Source organism: Luteimonas sp. A277, assembly GCF_054052045.1.
Map to the genome: position 1 here is coordinate 1 of NZ_JBSVRG010000030.1, position 843 is coordinate 843.

The 843-nt window shown below is 70.0% G+C and carries 1 protein-coding gene; it reads left to right on the forward strand.

Annotated features, from left to right (window positions below):
* Positions 1-843, forward strand: an 843-nt coding sequence (locus tag ACW7G2_RS14035) for a hypothetical protein (protein WP_456976840.1), incomplete at both ends; no start/stop codon positions are given.

An 843-nucleotide genomic window follows, 5' to 3' on the forward strand; every position in this document is an offset into this window, starting at 1 on the left:
AGCCACCTACCACGTCCGTACCGACGGCGGCACCGCCAGCCAGTGCACCGGCCGCGCCGACGCGCCCTATCCGGGCAGCGGCAGCGCACAGAACTGCGCCTGGAACAGCCCCCTGGTTGCCCTGCCCGCCTCCGGCTCGGCCCGCATCTCCGGTGGTGACACCCTGATGATCGGCGCCGGCACTTACACCATCGGCAGCCAGATGCGGCCCGTGCCCAGCGGCACCAGCTCCGCCCGCACCCGCATCCTGGGCAAGTCCGGCACCACCCCCAAGCTGGCCGGCAGCAACGGCATCCACCGGGTGCTCAACCTGGAAGGCAGCTCCCACGTCGAACTCGGCCACCTGGAGGTCACCGACGGCAGCGACTGCGTCTTCGGTCACTCCAGCTCCAGTGCAAGCTGCGGCTCCGGTGACCGCTGGGCCCGCGTGGGCCTGTACGCCAGCGGTTCGCGCAACGTGTGGATGCATGACGTCAACATCCACGGCATGGGCGCCCGCGGCATGCAGGCCGGCGGCCTCACCGACTGGACCATTGAACGGGTCAAGCTCAACCGCAACGGCACCGCCGGCTGGGACGGCAACGTCGGCAGCAACAGCTCCAACGCCGGCAACATGATCCTGCGCGACATCGAGATCAGCTGGAACGGCTGCGGCGAGCGCGTCTCCACCGGTGAGCCCTGGGCCTGCTGGGCCCAGCAGAGCGGCGGCTACGGCGATGGCCTGGGCCTGCCTGCCTCCGGCGGAAAGTGGCTGATCGAGGACGCCTTCGTCCTCTACAACACCTCCGACGGCCTGGACTTCTACCACATGGATGGCGCCCCGGGCACCAGCGTGACCCTGCG